This window comes from Citrobacter sp. ABFQG, from assembly GCF_004322975.1.
GTDB classification, from domain to species: domain Bacteria; phylum Pseudomonadota; class Gammaproteobacteria; order Enterobacterales; family Enterobacteriaceae; genus Citrobacter; species Citrobacter freundii.
On sequence record NZ_CP036435.1, the window covers coordinates 2,228,838 to 2,246,736 of the forward strand.

Annotated in this window: 15 protein-coding genes and 1 pseudogene; 10 read left to right on the top strand and 6 right to left on the bottom strand. The window is 50.5% G+C overall.

The genetic code is table 11. From position 1 onward, the window contains the following. Window positions 1-30 precede the first annotated feature (30 nt). The 4 genes and pseudogenes from WN16_RS10815 to WN16_RS24430 all read right to left on the bottom strand — a co-directional run bounded on the left by WN16_RS10815 (window position 31) and on the right by WN16_RS24430 (window position 3,826). Window positions 31-369, bottom strand: a complete 339-nt coding sequence (locus tag WN16_RS10815; RefSeq protein ID WP_003847324.1) for a hypothetical protein — start codon at window positions 367-369, stop codon at window positions 31-33. Continuing rightward, window positions 366-2,009, bottom strand: a complete 1,644-nt coding sequence (tssD, locus tag WN16_RS10820) for a type VI secretion system tube protein TssD (protein ID WP_088169012.1) — start codon at window positions 2,007-2,009, stop codon at window positions 366-368. The genes WN16_RS10815 and tssD overlap by 4 nt, the downstream gene beginning before the upstream one ends. A gap of 219 nt (window positions 2,010-2,228) precedes the next feature. Next, window positions 2,229-3,512, bottom strand: a complete 1,284-nt coding sequence (locus WN16_RS10825) for a citrate synthase (protein ID WP_003831404.1) — start codon at window positions 3,510-3,512, stop codon at window positions 2,229-2,231. 203 nt (window positions 3,513-3,715) lie between these two features. Beyond that, a pseudogene (locus tag WN16_RS24430) lies at window positions 3,716-3,826 on the bottom strand (hypothetical protein). A 383-nt stretch (window positions 3,827-4,209) separates the two neighbouring features. Between WN16_RS24430 and sdhC the strand changes: the two are divergent. The 9 genes from sdhC (at window position 4,210) to WN16_RS10870 (ending at window position 15,138) form a co-directional block, all read left to right on the top strand. Beyond that, window positions 4,210-4,614 (top strand): succinate dehydrogenase cytochrome b556 subunit, encoded by a 405-nt coding sequence (gene sdhC / locus WN16_RS10830; protein ID WP_003831406.1) that lies wholly within the window; start codon window positions 4,210-4,212, stop codon window positions 4,612-4,614. Further along, window positions 4,608-4,955 (top strand): succinate dehydrogenase membrane anchor subunit, encoded by a 348-nt coding sequence (gene sdhD, locus WN16_RS10835; protein WP_003022916.1) that lies wholly within the window; start codon window positions 4,608-4,610, stop codon window positions 4,953-4,955. Before sdhC ends, sdhD begins: the two co-directional genes overlap by 7 nt. Continuing rightward, window positions 4,955-6,721 (top strand): succinate dehydrogenase flavoprotein subunit, encoded by a 1,767-nt coding sequence (gene sdhA, locus WN16_RS10840; protein WP_003022919.1) that lies wholly within the window; start codon window positions 4,955-4,957, stop codon window positions 6,719-6,721. The genes sdhD and sdhA overlap by 1 nt, the downstream gene beginning before the upstream one ends. A 15-nt stretch (window positions 6,722-6,736) precedes the next feature. Beyond that, a complete protein-coding gene (sdhB, locus tag WN16_RS10845; protein WP_003022921.1) occupies window positions 6,737-7,453 on the top strand; it encodes a succinate dehydrogenase iron-sulfur subunit SdhB in 717 nt (238 codons plus the stop codon). 403 nt (window positions 7,454-7,856) lie between these two features. Beyond that, window positions 7,857-10,658, top strand: coding sequence for a 2-oxoglutarate dehydrogenase E1 component (gene sucA, locus WN16_RS10850; protein ID WP_044701036.1), 2,802 nt, complete (start codon window positions 7,857-7,859; stop codon window positions 10,656-10,658). A gap of 14 nt (window positions 10,659-10,672) precedes the next feature. After that, window positions 10,673-11,896, top strand: a complete 1,224-nt coding sequence (odhB, locus tag WN16_RS10855; RefSeq protein ID WP_003022925.1) for a 2-oxoglutarate dehydrogenase complex dihydrolipoyllysine-residue succinyltransferase — start codon at window positions 10,673-10,675, stop codon at window positions 11,894-11,896. Window positions 11,897-11,986: 90 nt separating this feature from the next. Then, a complete protein-coding gene (gene sucC, locus WN16_RS10860; protein WP_003022927.1) occupies window positions 11,987-13,153 on the top strand; it encodes an ADP-forming succinate--CoA ligase subunit beta in 1,167 nt (388 codons plus the stop codon). Beyond that, window positions 13,153-14,022 carry a succinate--CoA ligase subunit alpha gene (gene sucD / locus WN16_RS10865; protein ID WP_003022929.1) on the top strand — a complete coding sequence of 290 codons (870 nt, stop codon included), beginning with the start codon at window positions 13,153-13,155 and terminating at the stop codon, window positions 14,020-14,022. Before sucC ends, sucD begins: the two co-directional genes overlap by 1 nt. 225 nt (window positions 14,023-14,247) lie before the next feature. Continuing rightward, entirely contained in the window at window positions 14,248-15,138 is an 891-nt protein-coding gene (locus WN16_RS10870; RefSeq protein WP_044701038.1) for a PocR ligand-binding domain-containing protein, read from the top strand. Here WN16_RS10870 and cobA read toward each other — a convergent pair. Next, a complete protein-coding gene (gene cobA, locus WN16_RS10875; protein ID WP_003835432.1) occupies window positions 15,117-15,905 on the bottom strand; it encodes a uroporphyrinogen-III C-methyltransferase in 789 nt (262 codons plus the stop codon). The genes WN16_RS10870 and cobA overlap by 22 nt on opposite strands. Window positions 15,906-16,305: 400 nt before the next feature. Here cobA and WN16_RS10880 point away from each other — a divergent pair, with 400 nt between their 5' ends. Continuing rightward, entirely contained in the window at window positions 16,306-17,208 is a 903-nt protein-coding gene (locus tag WN16_RS10880) for a LysR substrate-binding domain-containing protein (protein ID WP_003022936.1), read from the top strand. 82 nt (window positions 17,209-17,290) lie between these two features. Here WN16_RS10880 and cobO read toward each other — a convergent pair whose 3' ends face one another. Beyond that, a complete protein-coding gene (cobO, locus tag WN16_RS10885) occupies window positions 17,291-17,893 on the bottom strand; it encodes a cob(I)yrinic acid a,c-diamide adenosyltransferase (RefSeq protein ID WP_044701041.1) in 603 nt (200 codons plus the stop codon). Between the last annotated feature and the right edge of the window lie 6 nt (window positions 17,894-17,899).

The following is a 17,899-nucleotide window of genomic DNA, read 5'->3' on the forward strand; positions in this document are numbered from 1 at the left end:
AGTGTTATTATTTGTTTTCTGAATGCGTATTCAACTTTTAAGACAAAAAGGTAACTGTTCTAAAACTATGTTTAACTTTTCAATTAACTCATTTTTATCCCATCCAGAGGATATTTTTATCATAGGGTGATCCCAGTCACTATTTTGTATCACTTGAATGATAAATTCACCACCTTCTTCAAATGAAGGATACCAACCAATGTCTACAACAACCCCATCATTTAAGGCTAGCTGAAATAAATCTTCATCTAATCGTGTTACCTCTTCCAACTCAGTTTTGTTGAAATCTAAAGCTGATATTTCGTCGTAAATATTCTCTACATTTTCGATATGATAGTTATTTCCTAAAATGCAGTAATTTGTTTTCATTTTGTTAATTTCCTGGCCTCATTTGAACCTATTGGATGAGAGTGAATAGTTCCTTGAGATTCTTTGGTAACCACCCATTTCGTTTCCTTTCCTTTGTAAGCGCCTTGGACATTATTGAATTCTTTAACTTTCCAGTTTTGTCCATTAGTTGTTGGAGTACCATTCTCCCATACATCCTGGTCTACAGATTCGATATGGACTTCTGGTTTGAATTTTGCTGGACCAGACTTCGTATTTTTTATCACTTCCTCCCAGGGTCTATTTTTGGAAGGATAGTGCTTATGTCTATGAGTATAAGATGTTTTTCTCTCGCTGAGGTAAACATATATCGGCTGAATGCCTGAATCGGCCGGAAAGACCAGAATATAATCGTTAAAATCGGCGACATCGGGCACAAGGAACGGCGGCGTGGTGTATTCGTTTTTGCCATCCGGGATTGGTGTCACCAGAATGGTTGGCTGATCCAGCGGTGGAACATTGCTACCCGTATGTGTGGGTAAATCGCCGGTCGCAGGATTTTCCGGCGTCCATGTGATTAACGGCCCGCCTGCGTCGTGGGCAGGCGTAAATTCATAGCGATGATGTTCATCGTTCCACAGCATATTCGCGACGCGCACGTTTTCATAAGGAGTACCTTCGCCGGTATGCACGCCGTAGACTTGCGATTTACCGTGAATGTCGGTTCCCCAGAAAAAACGAACCCGGGTGGTGGCAGTGCCACCTACCAGCGCCTTTTTCCGCAGTTCTTCCTCATACCAGAACTCATCACGTCCGGGAACGCGTGCGCTGCCCGTACCCGCGGACGGAATATACAGCGCGGAAGCTAGCGCTCCGATATAAGGAACGCCGCGTGCGGCGCTGAGCATGCCACCGAGTGACCACTCGCCCCACACCTGCGTCAGCCCACCTAAGATCGGCAGCGCGGCCGAGGCTTCTGCGGGCTGTGTATATCCGCAACAATCAACGACGGAAGATTGTGCGAAAACCGCTATCTGTCCGAAGTTTTCAGCCGATTCTTCACGGCTCCCCGCGTCTGTACAGCCTTTCTCTTTCAGACAGGATTTGGCATAGACCGGCGTGACAGCAGGAATGTGTGGCGCAGGGGGAGGAGGACGGTTCGAAACGGGTATTATCGAATTAGTCGGCTGATTGAGAGGTGGTATAAATAAACGGTTGTACTCAGCAGGCAATGCCAGGTAGTTAAATTCCGTATTGGCAATTAGGTGCTTGCAAAGAATATGGTCATACGATACTGCAATTTCTTCGGTATCCAGCTCGTTTAGGGCCACATAGGTTTGTATGCTTTTTACCGACGCATTTCTTAATTGAATATAATAGTAGCGTTCCCATCTACCAAATCTGTTTATTCTCCATAAATCAATTTCAATAAACAGACGTTCATTGTTATTAATGGCGTTAATCAATAATGGTGTGCTTTTATCAATTAGTTTTGTGAAGTTCAGTAGCTGGGTATTAATACCAGAATCAGTATTAGCTAATCCATTCGAAAGTGAAAAAGCAAAAATCTCATCAGGATGATTTTCCTGCCAGCGATTCCCTACTGACGCGTAAGTGCCGCAGCCGGAAGAAATATTTTCTTGTTGTTCACCTGTTATCTTCAGGTAAATAAGATTGCCCATGCCATTTAATCCAGAGATGTATTTTATAAGGCCGAATTAAATAGCTAATAAATTTAAAAATCAAATAATGCGTTGGCGATTAATGCTATATAAAAGGGGCGCATGTCTGAAATGTATTATGGGACGAATTGGCTGATGAGAATAATATTGATGAGATGAATGTGGTAATTTGAGCAGGATCTGAGAAAAGCCACCGGAATTACCCGGTGGCCTGAACAATTAACGCTTAATATCAGATTTAAAATCGCGCTTGTCGTAGCCGGTGTACAGCTGACGCGGACGGGCGATTTTCATGCCGTCGGTGTGCATTTCGTTCCAGTGTGCAATCCAGCCAACGGTACGCGCCATGGCGAAGATAACGGTGAACATGGAGGACGGAATACCCATCGCTTTCAGGATTATGCCGGAGTAGAAGTCTACGTTCGGGTAGAGTTTCTTCTCGATGAAGTATGGGTCGTTGAGCGCAATGTGCTCAAGTTCCATCGCCACTTCCAGCAGATCATCTTTGGTGCCCAGTTCTTTCAGCACTTCGTGGCAGGTTTCACGCATGACGGTAGCGCGCGGGTCATAGTTTTTATAAACACGGTGACCAAAGCCCATCAGGCGGAAGGAATCATTCTTGTCTTTCGCGCGGCGAACAAATTCCGGAATGTGTTTAACAGAGCTGATTTCTTCCAGCATTTTCAGCGCAGCTTCGTTTGCGCCGCCGTGTGCCGGTCCCCACAGGGAAGCGATACCAGCCGCGATGCAGGCAAACGGGTTAGCGCCAGAAGAGCCCGCGGTACGTACGGTAGAGGTTGAGGCGTTCTGTTCGTGGTCAGCGTGCAGGATTAAGATACGGTCCATGGCGCGTTCCAGAATCGGATTCACTTCGTATTTTTCGCACGGCGTAGAGAACATCATGTTCAGGAAGTTACCAGCGTAGGAGAGATCGTTACGCGGGTACACGAACGGCTGCCCGATGGAATACTTGTAGCACATCGCTGCCATGGTTGGCATTTTGGACAGTAGGCGGAAGGCGGCGATTTCACGATGACGCGCGTTGTTTACATCCAGCGAGTCATGATAAAACGCTGCCAGCGCTCCGGTGACACCGCACATAACGGCCATCGGGTGAGAGTCGCGGCGGAAACCGTGGAACAGACGCGTGATCTGCTCGTGGATCATGGTATGGCGAGTGACTGTGGTTTTGAACTCGTCGTACTCTTCCTGCGTCGGTTTTTCGCCGTACAGCAGGATATAACACACTTCCAGATAGTTGGACTCGGTCGCCAACTGGTCAATCGGGAAGCCGCGATGCAGCAAAACACCTTCGTCACCGTCGATGAAAGTAATTTTGGATTCGCAGGATGCGGTAGAGGTAAAACCTGGGTCAAAAGTAAACATCCCTTTTGAGCCAAGACTACGAATATCAATAACGTCCTGACCGAGCGTACCTTTCAGCACATCCAGTTCAATAGCAGCGTCACCATTTAGAGTGAGTTTTGCTTTAGTATCAGCCATTTACGGTCTCCTTAGCGCCTTATTGCTTAAGACTGCCGGAACTCAAATTTGCCTTCGTGCATCAATAAACCGTTACCAGTTTGTTATTTGGCTCGCCGCTCTGCGAAAGAGGGGATGACCTGGGTACAGAGCTATGGGCGCTTGCAGGTAAAACGGTCTTTTTATGGCGAATAAACTGCAAATCAAGAACTTAGCAATCCGAATTATTTAACCTGTCTATCACTAATAACTGTCCTGAAGGTATTGGTCAATACTTCCACACTGTTACATAACTAAATCTCCGGTGAAAGAGTGACCCCATAACTTTTACGCATTATATGCTTTTTCTGGTGTCGTTTGTAACAACTTTGTTTAATGATTGTCAAATCAGATGATTAAAAATTAAAATAATGTTGTTATCGTGACCTATGTCACTGTTCGGGATAAAACCCGACAAACTATATGTAGGTTAATTGTAATGATTTTGTGAACGTCCTATACTGCCGCCAGGTCTCCGGAATACCCTGCAATCCCGAGCCAACCAGCGTTGTAACGTGTCGTTTTAGCATCTGGAAGCAGTGTTTTATATGACGCGTAGTTATAGTAAGGACGCTGTCTGACCCGCACGCAGACCGGAGGAAGGAAATCCCGTCGTCTTTCAGGCTACAGGTGTCTTCATCTTCTGTACCCGAAGTCTAAAGGGAATAATAAGAACAGCATGTGGGCGTTATTCATGATAAGAAATGTGAAAAAACAAAGACCTGTCAATCTGGATCTGCAAACGATCCGGTTCCCAATCACGGCGATAGCGTCCATTCTCCATCGCGTATCCGGAGTGATCACCTTCGTGGCGGTCGGGATTCTGTTGTGGTTATTGGGTACCAGCCTTTCCTCCCCTGAAGGTTTCCTCACCGCGTCATCCATTATGAATAACTTCTTTGTGGAGTTAATTCTGTGGGGGATCCTGATTGCGCTGGCATATCACGCCGTAATGGGCATTCGCCATCTGTTGATGGATTTTGGCTATATCGAAGAAACCCTCGAAGCAGGGACACGCTCCGCCAAAATTTGTTTCGTTATTATTGTCGTGCTTTCACTTCTCGCAGGAGTCCTCGTATGGTAAGCAACGCCTCCGCATTAGGACGCAACGGCGTACATGACTTCATTCTGGTCCGTGCTACCGCTATCGTTCTGACGTTATACATCATCTTTATGGTCGGTTTCTTCGCCACCAGCGGCGAGCTGACGTATGAAGTCTGGACCGGTTTCTTCTCATCGGCATTCACCAAAGTCTTCACCCTGCTGGCACTTTTCTCCATCTTGATTCATGCCTGGATCGGCATGTGGCAGGTGTTGACCGACTACGTTAAACCCCTGGCTGTGCGCCTGATTCTGCAACTGGCTATCGTTGTTGCGCTGGTGGTTTACGTCATTTATGGATTTGTTGTGGTGTGGGGTGTGTAATGAAACTGCCAGTCAGAGAATTTGATGCTGTTGTGATTGGTGCCGGCGGCGCAGGTATGCGCGCGGCGCTGCAAATTTCCCAGAGCGGGCAGACTTGTGCGCTGCTCTCTAAAGTGTTCCCAACTCGTTCCCATACCGTATCCGCGCAGGGTGGCATCACCGTTGCGCTCGGTAATACCCATGAAGATAACTGGGAATGGCACATGTACGACACCGTTAAAGGGTCGGACTACATTGGTGACCAGGACGCTATTGAATATATGTGTAAAACCGGTCCGGAAGCGATTCTGGAACTGGACCACATGGGGCTGCCGTTCTCTCGCCTCGACAATGGCACAATTTATCAACGTCCGTTTGGCGGCCAGTCGAAGAACTTCGGCGGTGAGCAAGCGGCACGTACTGCGGCAGCGGCAGACCGTACCGGTCATGCGCTGTTGCACACGCTGTATCAGCAGAACCTGAAAAACCATACCACCATCTTCTCAGAATGGTATGCGCTGGATCTGGTAAAAAATGCCGATGGCGCGATTGTCGGTTGTACCGCGTTGTGTATTGAAACCGGTGAGGTAGTTTACTTCAAAGCCCGTGCGACCGTGCTGGCGACCGGTGGTGCTGGCCGTATTTATCAGTCCACCACCAATGCCCACATCAATACTGGTGACGGTGTTGGTATGGCTATCCGCGCTGGCGTGCCGGTGCAGGATATGGAAATGTGGCAGTTCCACCCAACCGGCATCGCCGGTGCGGGCGTTCTGGTCACAGAAGGCTGCCGTGGTGAAGGTGGTTATCTGTTGAACAAACACGGCGAGCGCTTCATGGAGCGTTATGCCCCGAATGCGAAAGACCTGGCGGGTCGTGACGTGGTGGCGCGTTCCATCATGATCGAAATCCGTGAAGGTCGCGGCTGTGACGGCCCGTGGGGTCCGCACGCTAAGCTGAAACTCGACCACTTGGGTAAAGAAGTGCTGGAATCCCGTCTGCCGGGCATTCTCGAACTGTCCCGTACCTTTGCTCACGTTGACCCGGTTAAAGAGCCGATTCCGGTTATCCCAACCTGCCACTATATGATGGGCGGTATTCCGACCAAAGTTACTGGCCAGGCGCTGACTGTGAATGAGCAGGGCGAAGATGTGGTGATCCCGGGACTGTTTGCGGTAGGCGAAATCGCCTGCGTATCGGTTCACGGTGCCAACCGTCTCGGCGGCAACTCGCTGCTGGACCTGGTGGTGTTTGGTCGTGCGGTGGGTCTGCATCTGCAGGAATCTATCGCTGAGCAGGGTGACCTGCTGGATGCGACCGAAGATGAAATCGATGCTTCTCTGGCACGACTGAACCGCTGGAACGGTAACCGTAACGGTGAAGACCCGGTGGCGATTCGCAAAGCGCTGCAAGAATGTATGCAGCATAACTTCTCGGTATTCCGCGAAGGCGATGCGATGGCGAAAGGTCTGGAAGAGCTGAAAGCGATTCGCGAACGCCTGAAAAATGCCCGTCTGGACGATACCTCCAGCGAGTTCAACACCCAGCGCGTTGAGTGTCTGGAGTTGGATAACCTGATGGAGACCGCGTACGCCACTGCAGTCTCTGCAAACTTCCGTACCGAAAGCCGTGGCGCGCATAGCCGCTTCGACTTCCCGGAACGAGATGATGAAAACTGGCTGTGCCATTCCCTGTACCTGCCAGAATCGGAATCCATGACGCGACGTCAAGTCAATATGGAACCGAAGCTGCGCCCGGCATTCCCGCCGAAGATTCGTACTTATTAATGCGGAGACAGGACAATGAAACTCGAGTTTTCAGTTTATCGCTATAACCCGGATGTTGACGACGCTCCGCGTATGCAGGATTACACCCTGGAGGCGGAAGAAGGGCGCGACATGATGCTGCTGGATGCATTGATGCAGCTGAAAGAAAAAGATCCGTCTCTGTCGTTCCGCCGTTCCTGCCGTGAAGGGGTCTGCGGCTCCGACGGTCTGAATATGAACGGCAAAAATGGACTGGCCTGTATCACACCTATTTCTGCGCTGAATCAGCCGGGCAAGAAAATTGTCATTCGCCCGCTGCCGGGTTTACCGGTTGTGCGCGATTTGGTGGTAGACATGGGGCAATTCTACGCACAGTATGAGAAGATTAAGCCTTACTTGTTGAATAATGGGAAAAATCCGCCGGCTCGTGAGCATTTACAAATGCCTGAGCAGCGTGAGAAGCTCGATGGGCTGTATGAATGTATTTTGTGTGCATGCTGCTCAACGTCCTGCCCATCATTCTGGTGGAATCCGGACAAGTTTATTGGCCCGGCAGGCCTGCTGGCCGCGTATCGCTTCTTAATTGATAGCCGCGATACCGAGACCGACAGCCGCCTGGAAGGTTTAAGTGACGCTTTCAGCGTATTCCGCTGCCATAGCATCATGAACTGCGTCAGCGTATGTCCTAAAGGACTGAACCCGACGCGCGCCATCGGCCATATTAAGTCGATGCTGCTCAAACGTAGTGCGTAAGTTTTTGTAGTGGTTGCCGGGGAAGTGATTCCCCGGTAGTACAGGAAACCTCTAAAAACTGCCATATGAGTAGTAATAATCGAGATGTTCAGAGCGAGACAAGGCCGCAACGCAGTCGTAGCCTGAACAGCGAAGATTATTAGACAGTTTTTAAAGGTTCCTTAGCGGACGCAGATGACACGACAGTCCGCAACAAGTGAACCCCGGCACGCACATCGGTGTGCGTGGTAGTATCCACGGCGAAATACTCGTCATAGTTCACGTTGCATGTGCGTTGGCTGCACTTGCTCACCCTGGTCACTTACTGGATGTAAGCTCCCTGGGATTCGCAAGCTTGCCACCTTCCTGAAACGCGATCTATTTAGAGTATTAAATAAGCAGAAAAGATGCTTAAGGGATCACGATGCAGAACAGCGCTTTGAAAGCCTGGTTGGACTCTTCTTACCTCTCTGGTTCTAACCAGAGCTGGATAGAACAGCTCTATGAAGACTTCTTAACCGACCCTGACTCGGTAGATGCTAACTGGCGTTCGACGTTCCAGCAGTTACCTGGTACCGGAGTCAAACCGGATCAACTCCACTCAAAAACACGTGATTATTTCCGTCGGCAGGCGTTGATTACTCCACGTTACTCTTCTTCTATCTCCGACCCTGATGCCAATGTGAAGCAGGTTAAAGTCCTGCAGCTCATTAACGCCTACCGTTTCCGCGGTCATCAGCATGCGAATCTTGATCCGCTGGGACTGTGGCAGCAAGAAAATGTGGCCGATCTGGACCCGTCTTTCCACGATCTGACCGATGCGGATTTCCAGGAAAGCTTTAACGTAGGTTCTTTTGCCGGCGGCAAAGACACCATGAAGCTGAGCGACCTGGTTGTTGCGCTGAAACAAACCTACTGCGGCCCAATTGGCGCCGAGTATATGCACATCACCAGCACCGAAGAAAAACGCTGGCTTCAACAGCGTATCGAGTCTGGCCGTGCCGCATTCAGTACCGAAGAGAAGAAACGCTTCCTGAGCGAACTGACCGCAGCAGAAGGACTGGAACGCTACCTGGGCGCTAAGTTCCCGGGCGCGAAACGCTTCTCGCTGGAAGGCGGTGATGCGTTAATCCCAATGCTCAAAGAGATGATCCGCCACGCTGGTAACAGCGGTACCCGTGAAGTGGTGCTGGGTATGGCGCACCGTGGTCGTCTGAACGTTCTGGTTAACGTACTGGGCAAACGCCCGCAGGAACTGTTCGACGAATTTGCGGGCAAACATAAAGAACACCTCGGCACCGGTGACGTGAAGTACCACATGGGCTTCTCGTCTGATATCGAAACCGAAGGCGGTCTGGTACACCTGGCGCTGGCGTTTAACCCGTCGCACCTGGAAATCGTTAGCCCGGTGGTTATCGGCTCCGTACGTGCACGCCTGGATCGTCTGGACGAGCCGAGCAGCAATAAAGTACTGCCAATCACCATCCACGGCGATGCGGCGGTAACCGGGCAGGGCGTGGTTCAGGAAACCCTGAACATGTCGAAAGCGCGTGGTTACGAAGTGGGCGGTACCGTGCGTATCGTCATTAACAACCAGGTTGGCTTTACTACCTCTAACCCGTTGGATGCGCGTTCTACGCCGTACTGCACCGACATCGGTAAGATGGTTCAGGCACCAATCTTCCACGTTAACGCGGATGACCCGGAAGCGGTCGCTTTCGTGACGCGTCTGGCTCTGGATTTCCGTAACACCTTCAAACGCGATGTGTTCATCGATCTGGTGTGCTACCGCCGTCACGGCCACAACGAAGCCGACGAGCCGAGCGCAACCCAGCCGCTGATGTATCAGAAAATCAAAAAGCATCCGACCCCGCGTAAAATCTACGCTGACAAGCTGGAAGCGGACAAAGTCGCCACGCTGGAAGATGCGACCGAAATGGTCAATCTGTACCGTGATGCGCTGGATGCTGGTGAATGCGTGGTGAAAGAGTGGCGTCCAATGAACATGCACTCCTTCACCTGGTCGCCGTACCTCAACCACGAGTGGGACGAAAGCTACCCGAACAAGGTTGAGATGAAGCGTCTGCAGGAGCTGGCAAAACGTATCAGCACCGTGCCTGAAGCCGTTGAAATGCAGTCGCGTGTTGCCAAAATTTACGGCGACCGTCAGGCCATGGCCGCAGGCGAGAAGCTATTCGACTGGGGGGGGGCAGAGAATCTGGCTTACGCCACGCTGGTGGACGAAGGCATTCCGGTTCGTCTGTCGGGTGAAGACTCCGGTCGCGGAACCTTCTTCCACCGTCACGCGGTCATTCATAATCAGGCGAACGGTTCAACCTACACGCCGCTGCAGCATGTGCATAACGGCCAGGGCACGTTCCGCGTATGGGACTCCGTGCTGTCTGAAGAAGCGGTACTGGCGTTCGAGTATGGTTATGCCACGGCAGAACCGCGCACGCTGACCATCTGGGAAGCGCAGTTCGGCGACTTCGCCAACGGTGCGCAGGTGGTTATCGACCAGTTCATCTCTTCCGGCGAGCAGAAATGGGGCCGTATGTGCGGTCTGGTGATGCTGCTGCCGCACGGCTACGAAGGTCAGGGTCCGGAGCACTCCTCCGCGCGTCTGGAACGTTATCTGCAACTTTGCGCTGAGCAAAACATGCAGGTTTGCGTCCCGTCTACCCCGGCACAGGTCTACCACATGCTGCGTCGTCAGGCGCTGCGCGGTATGCGCCGTCCGCTGGTGGTGATGTCACCGAAGTCGCTGCTGCGTCATCCGTTGGCGGTGTCTACGCTGGACGAACTGGCAAATGGCACCTTCCTGCCAGCCATTGGCGAAGTCGATGAACTTGATCCGAAAGGCGTGAAGCGTGTCGTGATGTGTTCTGGTAAGGTTTATTACGACCTGCTGGAGCAACGCCGCAAGAACGACCAAAAAGATGTTGCCATTGTGCGCATCGAACAGCTCTATCCGTTCCCGCATAAAGCGGTGCAGGAAGCGCTGAAACCGTTTGCTCATGTACATGATTTTGTCTGGTGCCAGGAAGAGCCGCTCAACCAGGGCGCATGGTACTGCAGCCAGCATCATTTCCGTGAAGTAATTCCATTTGGGTCAGCTCTGCGTTATGCAGGTCGCCCGGCCTCTGCCTCTCCGGCAGTAGGGTATATGTCCGTTCACCAGAAGCAGCAACAAGATCTGGTAAATGACGCGCTGAACGTCGATTAAATAAAGGATAAATAATGAGTAGCGTAGATATTCTTGTTCCCGACCTGCCTGAATCCGTAGCGGATGCAACGGTTGCAACCTGGCACAAAAAACCGGGCGATGCAGTACGTCGTGATGAAGTACTGGTAGAAATCGAAACTGACAAAGTGGTACTGGAAGTACCGGCATCAGCGGACGGTATTCTTGATGCGGTTCTGGAAGATGAAGGGACAACCGTCACTTCTCGCCAGATCCTTGGTCGCCTGCGTGAAGGCAACAGCACCGGTAAAGAAACTAGCGCTAAGTCTGAAGAGAAAGATTCTACTCCGGCACAGCGCCAGCAGGCGTCTCTTGCTGAGCAGAACAACGATGCCCTGAGCCCGGCGATCCGTCGCCTGCTGGGTGAGCATAACCTCGAAGCCAGCGCTATCAACGGCACCGGTGTCGGCGGTCGTATCACGCGTGAAGATGTTGAAAAACATCTGGCGAAAGCCCCGGCTGCGAAAGCCGAAGCAAAAGCGCCGGCAGCAGCACCTGCACCACAGGCTCAACTGGGCGCGCGTGGCGAAAAACGTGTTCCGATGACCCGTCTGCGCAAACGCGTAGCCGAGCGTCTGCTGGAAGCGAAAAATTCCACCGCCATGCTGACCACTTTCAACGAAGTCAACATGAAGCCAATCATGGACCTGCGTAAGCAATACGGTGATGCGTTCGAGAAACGCCACGGTATCCGTCTGGGCTTTATGTCTTTCTACGTGAAAGCGGTAGTTGAAGCGCTGAAACGCTATCCGGAAGTGAACGCGTCCATCGACGGCGATGACGTGGTTTATCACAACTACTTTGATGTCAGCATGGCGGTCTCCACGCCGCGTGGTCTGGTCACGCCGGTCCTGCGTGATGTGGATCTGCTGGGTATGGCTGACATCGAGAAGAACATTAAAGAACTGGCAGTTAAAGGTCGCGACGGCAAGTTGACGGTTGAAGATCTGACGGGCGGTAACTTCACCATCACTAACGGTGGTGTGTTCGGTTCCCTGATGTCCACGCCGATCATCAACCCACCGCAGAGCGCCATCCTGGGTATGCATGCCATCAAAGATCGTCCGATGGCGGTAGACGGCAAGGTTGAAATCCTGCCGATGATGTATCTGGCGCTGTCTTATGACCACCGTCTGATCGATGGTCGTGAGTCAGTAGGCTTCCTGGTAACCATTAAAGAGTTGCTGGAAGATCCAACGCGTCTGCTGCTGGACGTGTAGTTAATAAGAGTATCACCTGCCCCGTAGGTCTGGATGCTTATCAGACCTACGGGTAAAAGATAACGATTACCTGAAGGATGGACAGAACACATGAACTTACATGAATATCAGGCAAAACAACTTTTTGCCCGCTATGGCTTACCGGCACCGGTGGGTTATGCCTGTACTACTCCGCGTGAAGCAGAAGAAGCCGCTTCAAAAATCGGCGCTGGCCCGTGGGTAGTGAAATGTCAGGTTCACGCTGGTGGCCGCGGTAAAGCGGGCGGTGTGAAGGTTGTGAACAGCAAAGAAGACATTCGCGCTTTTGCTGAACACTGGCTGGGTAAACGTCTGGTTACTTACCAGACAGACGCTCATGGCCAACCGGTAAATCAGATTCTGGTTGAAGCCGCGACCGACATTGGTAAAGAACTTTACCTCGGCGCAGTTGTTGACCGTAGCTCCCGTCGCGTGGTCTTCATGGCCTCTACCGAAGGCGGCGTGGAAATCGAAAAAGTAGCGGAAGAAACCCCGCACCTGATCCACAAAGTGGCGCTCGATCCGCTGGCAGGCCCGATGCCTTACCAGGGTCGCGAGCTGGCGTTCAAACTGGGTCTGGAAGGTAAACAGGTTCAGCAGTTCACCAAGATCTTCATGGGTCTGGCGACTATCTTCCTGGAGCGCGACCTGGCGCTGATCGAAATCAACCCGCTGGTTGTCACCAAGCAGGGTGACCTGATCTGCCTCGACGGCAAACTGGGTGCTGACGGCAACGCGCTGTTCCGCCAGGCTGACCTGCGCGAAATGCGCGACCAGTCTCAGGAAGATCCGCGTGAAGCGCAGGCTGCGCAGTGGGAACTGAACTACGTTGCGCTCGACGGCAACATCGGTTGCATGGTTAACGGTGCGGGCCTGGCAATGGGCACCATGGACATCGTTAAGCTGCACGGCGGCGAACCGGCTAACTTCCTCGACGTTGGTGGCGGTGCGACCAAAGAGCGTGTAACGGAAGCGTTCAAAATTATCCTCTCTGATGACAATGTTAAAGCCGTACTGGTTAACATCTTCGGCGGTATCGTACGTTGCGACCTGATCGCCGACGGTATCATCGGCGCGGTAGCAGAAGTAGGTGTAAACGTTCCGGTCGTGGTACGTCTGGAAGGTAATAACGCTGAACTCGGCGCGAAAAAACTGGCTGATAGTGGCCTGAATATTATTGCAGCGAAAAGTCTGACGGATGCAGCTCAGCAGGTTGTTGCCGCAGTGGAGGGGAAATAATGTCAGTTTTAATTAATAAAGATACCAAGGTTATCTGCCAGGGCTTCACCGGTAGCCAGGGGACATTCCACTCCGAACAAGCGATTGCTTACGGTACGCAGATGGTTGGCGGCGTAACGCCAGGTAAAGGCGGCACCACGCACCTGGGCCTGCCGGTGTTCAACACCGTACGTGAAGCCGTAGAAGCGACGGGCGCGACCGCCACCGTTATCTACGTTCCGGCACCGTTCTGCAAAGACTCCATACTGGAAGCGATTGATGCTGGTATCAAACTGATTATCACCATCACCGAAGGTATCCCGACGCTGGATATGCTGACCGTGAAAGTGAAGCTGGATGAAGCTGGCGTGCGCATGATCGGCCCGAACTGCCCAGGTGTTATCACCCCGGGCGAGTGCAAAATCGGCATCATGCCGGGCCACATTCACAAGCCGGGTAAAGTGGGTATCGTTTCCCGTTCAGGTACCCTGACCTATGAAGCGGTTAAGCAGACTACCGACTACGGTTTCGGCCAGTCCACCTGTGTGGGCATTGGTGGCGACCCGATCCCAGGTTCTAACTTCATCGACATCCTGAAGCTGTTCCAGGAAGATCCGCAGACTGAAGCGATCGTCATGATCGGTGAGATCGGCGGTAGCGCTGAAGAAGAAGCGGCGGCATACATTAAAGATCATGTAACCAAGCCGGTTGTGGGTTACATCGCGGGTGTGACTGCGCCGAAAGGTAAGCGTATGGGTCACGCGGGTGCGATCATCGCAGGTGGGAAAGGTACGGCGGATGAGAAATTCGCTGCGCTGGAAGCTGCAGGCGTGAAAACTGTTCGTAGCCTGGCTGATATCGGCGAAGCGCTGAAAACTGTTATTAAGTAATAAATAAAAAACAGCCCTGACTCTCTGCATAGTCAAGGGCTGGTCCCGTTTCGACATGGTTGGCCATCTGATGATGGCCTTTTTTTATTTTTAGTTATCTGAATCTTGCAAATTACTCATAATCATCTGCATAAATAAGATTATTTTTTGCGGTAAACATCATTCTTTCTCTTGATTAAATTCTGCATATTACCGGCTTTAATTTGATTAATGCCGGAGGATACCGTGTCGTTGAAAATTCAGGATGATTACCTACAACGTTTTTTCTCAATAGCAAAGGTATTTTCCAGTGCGACTGGATTAGCCACCGTCGTAGTTGATGTTACCGGAAAAATTCTCTCGGATTGTCATAATTTTAATTCGTTCTGCACATTAATGCGGGCGGATGAACGCTATTGTGTGAGTTGCCAAAAGTGTGACAAGTATTGTGCTTTTGAAGGATTAAAACACCTTAAACCCAGAATACTCAGCTGTCATGCAGGGCTAAGTCTGTTTTCTATGCCATTAATTCGCGAGGGGCATCTGTACGGTTTTATGCTCTGTGGGCAGGTGCGGGCAAAATATCAGGAATATAAAACAATCATTATTGATAATGAATGCTCATGGATGGATGAACCAAAAATAAAAACTGAATGGAGTCAGGTGGCGGTAGTCGATAATAATACGCTGGTGGCATCGGCAAATTTATTGAATTTTATTATTGATAATTTTGAAACAGAACAACAATCTGATGAGATTGTTATCCCAGCGACCAGTTACATGCGTCATTATTTTACAGAACCTTCCCGACACGAGAAAAAGCTACTGGCAGCGTTGCGTTATATCGATGAGAATTTGTATGGTGAATTATCCCTGGAATCCGTAGCAGCTCACGTCTGCTTAAGCGCAAACTATTTCAGCCGTTTTTTTAAGAAACGGCAGGGCGTTAACTTTAAAACCTGGGTGAATCAGAAAAAAATGCAAAAAGCGGGGGAGTTATTGCACGATCCCGTTCATTCCATAGACAGCATTGCCCGGAAACTCCAATACGCACAAACCAGCTACTTTTGCCGCGTTTTCCGGGCGGCGCATCAAACGTCGCCCCAGTCTTTTCGTCATGCCAGACTGTCACAGTAAAGGTTTTCTGGCAGCTTGAAGGCTTCAGGGATAAAAGAGAGCCGATCGCTCAGGGTTACCACATCACCAATCACTATCAGTGCAGGGGGAAGGATGTTAGCTTCCTGCGCCTTGCTCAGTAGTGAACCGAGCGTACAGGTCAGTCGGCGCTGATTATCGCGGGTGGCAGACATAATTAGCGCTGCAGGCGTATCTGCTGATTTTCCACCCATCAATAATTCCTCACAGATAAACGCCAGATTGGCGATGCCCATGACGATAACCAGGGTACCATTCAGTTTTGCCAGTTGACGCCAGTCCTGCTGTTGGTTGCCCTCCCGTGTATGGCCGGTCACTACGTGAAATCCCGAGGCGAAATCGCGGTGTGTTACCGGAATCCCAGCATAGGTCAGGCCACCAATGGTTGAGCTGATACCCGGCACCACTTCAAACGGGATGCCCGTCTCGACGAGATCCTCAACTTCTTCAGCCCCGCGTCCAAAAACATACGGATCGCCACCTTTCAGGCGTACAATATTATTGTGAGTTTGGGCATACTGGACGAGCAGCGCATTGATTTCATCCTGGGGTACACAATGGAAGCCTGGATTTTTGCCGACATTGATAAGCAGGCAATCTGGTAATGCCCATTCCAAAATTTTAGGATTGACCAGCCGATCGTAAATAATGACGTCAGCCTGTTTAATGCACATCATTGCTTTGAGGGTGAGCAATGAAATATCACCGGGACCTGCCCCAACGAGCCAGACCTTTCCGAAAGTTTTCACATTGTGTCCTTTATCACGTCTAACAAAAAAAGGCAGAAACTACATCAAGGAATGATAAAAAGCAGTCGTTTGCCCGTAAGTTATAACGTGAAATTATCCAAAATTATCGCATTGATAATATTGATTAATCTCGCAAAGTTTTTTCTGCAATAAACAAGATGACTTGAAAAATTATTAAGAACTTATTGGCACTATTTGCTTAAGTTTAACCTTATTTAAATTGTGTTTATTGTTTCCCTTAAGTATTATTGGTTAATATTTACCCGTCATCAGTGTGAGTAAATCATGGATTGGATCAATGACATCAATGGATAAAATATAACTCTCGATGCTTATCTGGGTGTCTTGAATTATTTTTTATAAATTAAACTATTTTTGTACGCTGCAAATGGAAGAGGTTATGAGAGGAAAAATACCCAAGACGGAGTTGCTGGTAACTTTTGAAGTGGTTGCGCGTCACGAAAGTTATACCCGGGCAGCTGAAGAGCTGGCTTTAACACAAAGTGCTGTTTTCCGCCAGGTAAATGCACTGGAGGATTTTCTCAATACCGCGCTATTTAATCACGCCAAAAAACGCATTTTTTTAAATGCGGCGGGCAAACACTATTTAAGCATCGTTAAAGAAACGTTAAATAAGCTTGAACGAGATACGACGACGATAATGACCTGGCAGCCGACGGTACAGGTTATTGAGCTGGCGGTGAATCCGACGTTCAGCACGCACTGGCTGATCCCAAACCTGCGTGAATTTAACAAACTTAATCCTGATATTATCGTGAACATTCATTCCCTGGCGAATATTGGTGATTTTCTCAATCGAGAGTATGACGCGGCAATCATGCGCGAAGACTTTTATTCGCCATGGTCAGGGGTTGAGTACCTGTTTGAAGAGGAGATTCTGCCGGTATGCAGTCGCTGTTTGCTGGCCGAACCGGAACGAAAACTGGCGGTAAACGAATTACTAAACGAATTCCCGCTATTGCACCAAAGCACGCGTATCAAAGGTTGGCAGGAATGGTTTGCGCTGTCAGATGTCAGCAGTCCGTTGGTGAATAAAGGTCCGAGATTTGATTTGTTATCGATGCTGATCGCGGCGGTCCGCTCTAATCTGGGCGTTGCGCTGCTCCCGCGTTTTGCCATTCAGCACGATCTGGACAGTGGCGATATGGTCATTCCTTGCGATGTTCCGATGCGTACCGGGAATCGATTTATTATGACATGGCGTGAAGAAAAATCGGAATCCGAGCATTTACAGATTTTCCGCAACTGGTTGCTCAGTAAGTCCGTAGTATCGGCTGCCTGAGGGTGGCTTATGCCTTATCAGGCCTACAACGATGGGTAGGCCGGATAAGACGCGTTAGCATCGTTATCCGGCAAAAGAACGGCTACCAGTCGATCCCAATCTGTGCCTGAATACCGCGGTCAAACGCGTGTTTGACCGGGCGTATTTCACTGACCGTATCGGCCAGTTCCAGTAACAGCGTATGGCATCCGCGTCCTGTGACGATAACGCTCTGACCGGCAGGACGATTTTCGATGGCGCTGATAACCTCTTGCGTATCCAGATAGTGGTAAGCCAGCATGTAGGTGAGTTCATCCAGCACCACTAGATCGTAATGCGCATCAGCCAGCATGCGCTTACTTTCCTGCCAGACAATTGTTGCCGCCTCGATATCTGCTTGCCGATTTTGGGTTTCCCAGGTAAATCCGGTACCCATAATATGGAATTCGACGCCGAGCGGTTGCAGTGTGTTGTACTCACCATTATCCCACTGACCTTTAATAAACTGCGCGATGCCAACGGTTTTTCCGTGACCCACTGCGCGCGTTGCCGTGCCAAAGGCTGCGGTGGATTTTCCTTTTCCGTTGCCGGTGAAGACAATCAGGATCCCTTTCTTCTCCGTTGCCGCCGCTACGCGGGTATCAACCTGCTCTTTCAGCTTCTGCTGACGCTGACGGTGTCTGTCGTTATTGGCGCGCGCTTCCATGGAAAC

Excerpts from the sequence above, each read along its gene's own strand:
- WN16_RS10815 (WP_003847324.1), bottom strand. The coding sequence starts at position 369 with ATGAAAACAAATTACTGCATTTTAGGAAATAACTATCATATCGAAAAT.
- tssD (WP_088169012.1), bottom strand. The coding sequence starts at position 2,009 with ATGGGCAATCTTATTTACCTGAAGATAACAGGTGAACAACAAGAAAAT.
- WN16_RS10825 (WP_003831404.1), bottom strand. The coding sequence starts at position 3,512 with ATGGCTGATACTAAAGCAAAACTCACTCTAAATGGTGACGCTGCTATT.
- sdhC (WP_003831406.1), top strand. The coding sequence starts at position 4,210 with ATGTGGGCGTTATTCATGATAAGAAATGTGAAAAAACAAAGACCTGTC.
- sdhD (WP_003022916.1), top strand. The coding sequence starts at position 4,608 with ATGGTAAGCAACGCCTCCGCATTAGGACGCAACGGCGTACATGACTTC.
- sdhA (WP_003022919.1), top strand. The coding sequence starts at position 4,955 with ATGAAACTGCCAGTCAGAGAATTTGATGCTGTTGTGATTGGTGCCGGC.
- sdhB (WP_003022921.1), top strand. The coding sequence starts at position 6,737 with ATGAAACTCGAGTTTTCAGTTTATCGCTATAACCCGGATGTTGACGAC.
- sucA (WP_044701036.1), top strand. The coding sequence starts at position 7,857 with ATGCAGAACAGCGCTTTGAAAGCCTGGTTGGACTCTTCTTACCTCTCT.
- odhB (WP_003022925.1), top strand. The coding sequence starts at position 10,673 with ATGAGTAGCGTAGATATTCTTGTTCCCGACCTGCCTGAATCCGTAGCG.
- sucC (WP_003022927.1), top strand. The coding sequence starts at position 11,987 with ATGAACTTACATGAATATCAGGCAAAACAACTTTTTGCCCGCTATGGC.
- sucD (WP_003022929.1), top strand. The coding sequence starts at position 13,153 with ATGTCAGTTTTAATTAATAAAGATACCAAGGTTATCTGCCAGGGCTTC.
- WN16_RS10880 (WP_003022936.1), top strand. The coding sequence starts at position 16,306 with ATGAGAGGAAAAATACCCAAGACGGAGTTGCTGGTAACTTTTGAAGTG.
- cobO (WP_044701041.1), bottom strand. The coding sequence starts at position 17,893 with ATGGAAGCGCGCGCCAATAACGACAGACACCGTCAGCGTCAGCAGAAG.